Raw genomic sequence first — 6166 nt, 5'->3', positions numbered from 1 at the left:
ACCGAAATACTTGGTGATTGCTGCGGTCAGCGTCGTTTTACCATGGTCAACGTGGCCAATCGTGCCGATGTTGACGTGCGGTTTTGTACGCTCAAACTTTTCCTTTGCCATGATGGCCTCCTTTTTCGGTAATGAAGGGAGCCCCTGACCGGAGCTCCCTCAAATCTTCGCTTATGCGTATTTCGCCTGGATCTCGTCCGAGATGTTCTGCGGAACCGGATCGTAGTGGTCGAACTGCATGGTGAACTGGGCACGGCCCGACGACATCGAACGCAGGGTGTTGATGTAGCCGAACATGTTCGCCAGCGGAACGAACGCGTCGATCGCGATCGCGTTGCCGCGCGGTTCCTGACCAGACACCTGGCCACGACGCGAGGTCAGGTCGCCGATGATACCGCCGGTATATTCTTCCGGGGTGATCACTTCGACCTTCATGATCGGTTCCAGCAGCTTCGCGCCAGCTTTGCGCATACCTTCACGCATACACATACGGGCCGCGATTTCGAACGCCAGAACGCTCGAGTCAACGTCGTGGAACTTACCGTCCAGCAGGGCAACCTTGAAGTCGATCACAGGGAAGCCAGCCAGCGGGCCGCTGTCCATGACCGAGTTGATGCCTTTTTCAACACCCGGGATGTATTCCTTCGGAACGGCACCACCAACGATGCGGCTTTCGAACGAATAACCTTCGCCCGGCTCGGTCGGCTGGATTTCCAGCTTAACTTCACCGAACTGACCCGAACCACCCGACTGTTTCTTGTGGGTGTAGGTGTGCTCGACCGGCATCGAGATGGTTTCACGATAGGCCACCTGCGGTGCACCGATGTTCGCTTCAACCTTGAACTCGCGCTTCAGACGGTCAACCAGGATGTCCAGGTGAAGTTCGCCCATACCCTTCATGATGGTCTGACCCGATTCCAGGTCAGTTTCCACACGGAAGGACGGGTCTTCGGCGGCCAGACGGGCCAGACCCTGGGACATTTTCTCTTGGTCGCCCTTGGTTTTGGGCTCAACTGCGATCTCGATCACCGGATCTGGGAAGGTCATGGTTTCCAGAACCACCGGATCCTTCGCATCACACAGGGTGTCACCGGTGGTGGTGTCTTTCAGACCCGCCAGCGCGATGATGTCGCCTGCAAACGCTTCTTCGATCTCTTCCCGGTTGTTCGAGTGCATCATCATCATACGACCGATGCGCTCTTTCTTACCTTTGGTCGAGTTCAGGATCGAGTCACCCTTGTTCATGGTGCCCGAGTAGATCCGGGTAAAGGTCAGCGAGCCTACAAACGGGTCGTTCATGATTTTGAACGCCAGACCCGAGAAGGCCATCTCGTCGTCTGCACGACGGGCGATGTCACGAACTTCTTCCTCGTCGCCGGGCTTGAAGCCCATGTAATCGACAACATCCAGCGGGCTGGGCAGATAGTCGATCACAGCGTTGAGCAGCGGCTGAACGCCTTTGTTCTTGAACGCAGACCCACCCAGAACCGGAACGAACGCGATGTCCAGCGTACCTTTGCGCAGCAGGGCGCGCAGGGTCTCAACGTCGGGCTCATTGCCTTCCAGGTATTCCATCATCGCGTCGTCGTCCATTTCGACGGCCGCTTCGATCATCTTGCCGCGCCATTCGTCAGCCATGTCTTTCAGGCTGTCGCGGATCGGTGCTTTGATCCAGCTTGCGCCCAGATCTTCGCCCTGCCACAGCCACTCTTCCATGGTGACCAGGTCGATCAGACCTTCCAGCTCGGACTCGGCGCCGATCGGAATACCAACCGGAACAGCACGTGCGCCGGTGCGGTCTTCGATCATGCGAACGCAGTTAAAGAAGTCTGCGCCGATCTTGTCCATCTTGTTGACGAAAACCATACGCGGAACCTTGTAGCGGTCAGCCTGACGCCACACGGTTTCGGTCTGGGGCTCAACACCGGCGTTCGCGTCCAGAACGCAGACGGCACCGTCGAGAACCGCCAGCGAGCGTTCGACTTCGATGGTGAAGTCAACGTGGCCGGGGGTGTCGATGATGTTCAGGCGGTGCTTGGGGGTATCGGCGGTCTGACCGTCCTCGGTGCGTTCCCAGAAAGTGGTGGTCGCAGCCGAAGTGATGGTGATGCCGCGTTCCTGCTCCTGCTCCATCCAGTCCATGGTGGCTGCACCATCGTGCACCTCACCGATGTTGTGGGATTTACCAGTGTAATACAGGATACGCTCCGAGCAGGTGGTCTTACCTGCGTCGATGTGCGCCATGATACCGAAGTTACGGTACAGTTCGAGCGGATATTCGCGTGCCATTGGTCTAAGCCTCTCGGATTACCAACGATAATGGCTGAAGGCTTTGTTCGCCTCGGCCATCTTGTGGGTGTCTTCGCGTTTCTTGACGGCAGTGCCGCGGGACTGAACGGCGTCCAGCAGCTCGCCTGCAAGGCGCTCTTCCATGGTGTTTTCATTGCGGCCGCGCGCAGCGGTGATCAGCCAGCGGATGGCCAGCGCTTCGCGGCGCTCGGGGCGGACTTCAACCGGAACCTGATAGGTTGCACCACCAACCCGGCGCGAGCGAACCTCGACCGACGGTTTGATGTTGTCGAGCGCTTCGTGGAACACTTCGACCGGTGCGCGCTTGATCTTGGTCTCAACGCGGTCAAACGCGTTGTAGACGATACGCTCTGCGACCGACTTCTTGCCGTCGATCATCAGGTTGTTCATGAATTTGGTCAGAACCTTATCGCCAAATTTGGCGTCAGGCAGGACTTCGCGTTTTTCGGCGGCGTGACGACGTGACATATCAGCCTCTCCTTCTTACTTGGGACGCTTCGCGCCGTATTTCGAACGACGCTGCTTACGGTCTTTGACGCCCTGAGTATCCAGAACACCGCGCAGGATGTGGTAACGCACACCGGGAAGGTCTTTTACACGGCCGCCACGGATCAGAACAACCGAGTGTTCCTGCAGGTTGTGGCTTTCACCGGGGATGTACGAGATGACCTCGAACCCGTTGGTCAGGCGCACCTTGGCAACCTTACGCATAGCCGAGTTCGGCTTCTTCGGTGTGGTGGTGTACACGCGGGTGCAGACGCCGCGTTTCTGCGGGCACTGCTCCAGGTGCATGGACTTCGAGCGTTTTACTTTCGGCTGCCGCGGCTTGCGGATCAGCTGTTGAATAGTTGGCATTCCGGTTTCTTCCCCGTTTTGCAACACACATGACATGCACGCGGGTTGCGTGCGGTTAAATTTGCTGCACTCATGCGTCCACAAGCGCAAAATCCGCGAGCGTTCCCATTCCGAGGTGAACGTCGCGGTTGGTTATCAGAGGGCGCGAACGGCAAAATTGTCCGGGCCTTGACCAGTTCATTACTGAAATCGGTTATGGGGCGGCCCCCGGTACCGAGATGTCGCGCGTATTAAGGAGAGTCGGCCCAAGTGTCAACAGCGCACCCGGTCTGCAAGTCAACTGGCCGTATCGCGGCGATTTATCAGGGCGTGCTCCGGTTTGGCAATCGTTCCATTCGTTGCAGCCCATCGGATGCGCGGGCATAGTCGCCGCATCGGATGTCCCAGCGGGTGAATCATGCAAATCCTCGGCCTGTGCCGTTTTTCCTTTCCCGCCACTGACGGCTTTCAAATCCTGCATGACACGGTCGAGGACCGGCGGGCCTATCTATACAGCCCCGCCCGGCTGGAAGAACGGTTCCGCCTGTTCGAAACAACCACCCTGCCCTGTTTTCGCGAACAGACCGACCCGGATTTCGATCTGATCCTGCTGACCGGAACCTGTTTACCCAAACCCTTTCTTGAGCGACTGCAAGACGTGACGTCCGACGTGCGCCAGATCCAAATTGTCCAGATGGACCCCGCGCCGCACAAAGCTGTGGTTCGCGACGTTCTGAACACCGCACGCCAGACGCCGGATCAGCCCTGCATCCAGTTCCGAAATGATGACGACGACGCAGTCTCGGTGGATTTTGTCGAACGGCTGCGCCGGACGGCAAACGACAACGCAGGCCTGATGCAACGGTATGAGAGTGTCGGGATCGATTTCAACTCAGGCTATCTTGCGCGGTTCGGGTCGGATGGGATTCAGGCCACCGCCGTCATGCGCTCGCTGTTGGCCGTCGGCCTTGGGATGTTTGTTCAGGGCGGCAGCAGCAGAACCATATTCGACCGGTTGCACAACCGATTGGCCCGGTTCATGCCGGTGATCAGCCAACCTGATGCGCCGATGTGGGTGCGCGGGTTGAACGGGTTCAACGACTCGCCCCATGCGCGGACGGACAAGACCGAACTTCGCCCACTGACGCCGCAGCAAGCCGGGGAATTCATCGCCCGCTTTGCCATCGACTCCGATGCCGTGCGGGAAGCCCACAGCAAAAAACCGGACGACCGGCCATGATGCAGGTTATCGGTCTGTGTCGGTTTTCATACCCTGCCATTGGCGGCTTTCAAGTCATGCATGACACGATCGAGGATCGGCGGCGTTTTCTCTATGACCCGGTCAGGTTGGAGCAGCGCTTTCACCTTTTCGAAACGCTTGCCCTGCCCGGTCTGCGGCACCAGACGGATGAGCGCTTCCAGTTTCTGATCGTTGTCGGCGAGTGTCTGCCCGAACCGGCCCTGCACCGGCTACGCGACATCACGCAGGACCTGCCGCAGGTGCAGATCATCCCCAAACCGCCAAAGCGGCACCGCAAAGTCATGCAAGAGGTGCTGAATGCAGCGCGCAAGGACCCGGACCAGCCCTGCCTGCAATTCCGCCACGACGATGACGACGCCGTCGCCATCGACTTTGTCCAACGCTTGCGATTGGCGGCGCGGGACTGCGACGGAACCCTGAAACACCACGAAACGGTGGGCATCGACTTCAACAGCGGCTACCTGCTGCATTCCAGGGACACAGACATTCTTACCTCGCAGCTTCACCGACCCTTGGTGACTGCCGGGCTGGGGATGTATGTCGCGGCAGGCAACCCAAAATCCATCATGAACTTCACCCACAACAGGATCGGCCGGGTCATGCCCGTTGTCACCCTGCCGGACAGCCCGATGTGGGTGCGCGCATTGCATGCGCATAACGACTCTCCTCAGGCCCGGAAAAACCTGAATGACCTGACGCCTGTCCGGCCCGCCGATGAACAGATCCTGCGCCAGCGCTTTGCGATTGATCCGGATGCTCTGCGGAAGGTTCAGTCGTCCGATTGAAGCGACCGCTCGCGTAGCAGGGTGAACAGCCCCGCCACGACAACCAAGGCCGCACCCATCAGCGTGACGCTGTCCGGCCAATCCCCAAAAACGAGCCAGCCCAGACCCAGCGCCCATAGCAGGCTGGAATAGCGGAACGGGGCGACAAATCCGACCTCACCCACCCGCATCACCATCACGCTGAACGTATATCCCATCAGAACAAACACGGCCGCAGCCGCTACCAACCCACCGGTTACATGCGCAACCGGCACCCAGCCTTCGAACACCGAGATGATCGCCGCCGTCACCGTGATTGACAAGGACGTCGCCAGAGTGACCACCATCGAAGGCACCTGTGCCGACATGCGCCGCGTGATCAGATCGCGCACAGTAACCGACAGCATCGCAATCAGCGCATAGACCGCATACAGGTTGAACCCTTCGGGCCCCGGGCGGACAATCAGCAGCATTCCGGCGAACCCAATCGCAATGGCGATCATCCGCCGCCAACCGATGCTTTCATTGAAAAACAGCACTGCCCCCAGCGTCACGGTCAGCGGCAACGCCTGCAAAACCGCCGTCACATTCGCCAGCGGCATGTTTTTCAAGGCCGCCAGAAAGAAGAACGTGGCCGACAATTCCGTCAGACACCGCAGGGCAACCAGGATTTTGTCATGCCGCGGAAAGTTCAGATGCAGCGCCCCAAGATGCCGGGCCAGCAGATAGATCAGCACCGTCGCCAGCACACCTCGCATCGCGATCAACTGGAACAAAGGCAGGTCCTGCAGCGCAACCTTCACCAGTGTGTCGTTGACGGTAAAGGCCATCATGCTGCCCATCATCAACAGCGCGCCTCTGACATTGGGGGTCATTCTGGTCTGATCCAAATACAAATGCTTTTGGGCATTGGTCTTTCAGGTCGCTGAAATGTCAACTCATCAATCAATGATCTCGCCCAGCATGACGGTGGTGTGGGGAGACACCTGTCCAGGCC

General features: G+C 58.6%; 7 protein-coding genes. 2 read left to right on the top strand and 5 right to left on the bottom strand.

What is annotated here, in order from left to right; translation table 11 throughout:
- From ACR0MO_RS20485 to rpsL, 4 genes are all read right to left on the bottom strand, one after another.
- Nucleotides 1–111 (bottom strand): GTP-binding protein (locus ACR0MO_RS20485; protein WP_170744588.1); only part of this gene is annotated, 111 nt, incomplete at its 3' end.
- Between the two features lie 60 nt (nt 112–171).
- Nucleotides 172–2289 (bottom strand): elongation factor G, encoded by a 2118-nt coding sequence (gene fusA, locus ACR0MO_RS20480; protein WP_480586628.1) that lies wholly within the window; start codon nt 2287–2289, stop codon nt 172–174.
- An 18-nt stretch (nt 2290–2307) separates the two neighbouring features.
- Nucleotides 2308–2778 (bottom strand): 30S ribosomal protein S7, encoded by a 471-nt coding sequence (gene rpsG / locus ACR0MO_RS20475; protein WP_170446863.1) that lies wholly within the window; start codon nt 2776–2778, stop codon nt 2308–2310.
- A gap of 15 nt (nt 2779–2793) precedes the next feature.
- Nucleotides 2794–3165 carry a 30S ribosomal protein S12 gene (gene rpsL / locus ACR0MO_RS20470; protein ID WP_005621086.1) on the bottom strand — a complete coding sequence of 124 codons (372 nt, stop codon included), beginning with the start codon at nt 3163–3165 and terminating at the stop codon, nt 2794–2796.
- Nucleotides 3166–3562: 397 nt separating this feature from the next.
- Here rpsL and ACR0MO_RS20465 point away from each other — a divergent pair, with 397 nt between their 5' ends.
- Entirely contained in the window at nt 3563–4384 is an 822-nt protein-coding gene (locus ACR0MO_RS20465; protein WP_170524082.1) for a putative rhamnosyl transferase, read from the top strand.
- The gene (locus ACR0MO_RS20460; protein ID WP_480893099.1) at nt 4381–5190 is read left to right on the top strand and encodes a putative rhamnosyl transferase; all 810 of its coding nucleotides are present in this window, start codon (nt 4381–4383) and stop codon (nt 5188–5190) included. The genes ACR0MO_RS20465 and ACR0MO_RS20460 overlap by 4 nt, the downstream gene beginning before the upstream one ends.
- On the opposite strand, the gene ACR0MO_RS20455 is transcribed toward ACR0MO_RS20460, so the two are convergent.
- Nucleotides 5175–6044, bottom strand: coding sequence for a DMT family transporter (locus tag ACR0MO_RS20455; protein WP_480627306.1), 870 nt, complete (start codon nt 6042–6044; stop codon nt 5175–5177). The genes ACR0MO_RS20460 and ACR0MO_RS20455 overlap by 16 nt on opposite strands.
- Between the last annotated feature and the right edge of the window lie 122 nt (nt 6045–6166).

Source organism: Ruegeria sp. K5, assembly GCF_056531805.1.
The sequence above is the reverse complement of the archived record's forward strand: the minus strand, read 5'-3'. Positions and strand labels throughout refer to the sequence as shown.

Excerpts from the sequence above, each read along its gene's own strand:
- fusA (WP_480586628.1), bottom strand. The coding sequence starts at position 2,289 with ATGGCACGCGAATATCCGCTCGAACTGTACCGTAACTTCGGTATCATG.
- rpsG (WP_170446863.1), bottom strand. The coding sequence starts at position 2,778 with ATGTCACGTCGTCACGCCGCCGAAAAACGCGAAGTCCTGCCTGACGCC.
- rpsL (WP_005621086.1), bottom strand. The coding sequence starts at position 3,165 with ATGCCAACTATTCAACAGCTGATCCGCAAGCCGCGGCAGCCGAAAGTA.
- ACR0MO_RS20465 (WP_170524082.1), top strand. The coding sequence starts at position 3,563 with ATGCAAATCCTCGGCCTGTGCCGTTTTTCCTTTCCCGCCACTGACGGC.
- ACR0MO_RS20460 (WP_480893099.1), top strand. The coding sequence starts at position 4,381 with ATGATGCAGGTTATCGGTCTGTGTCGGTTTTCATACCCTGCCATTGGC.
- ACR0MO_RS20455 (WP_480627306.1), bottom strand. The coding sequence starts at position 6,044 with ATGACCCCCAATGTCAGAGGCGCGCTGTTGATGATGGGCAGCATGATG.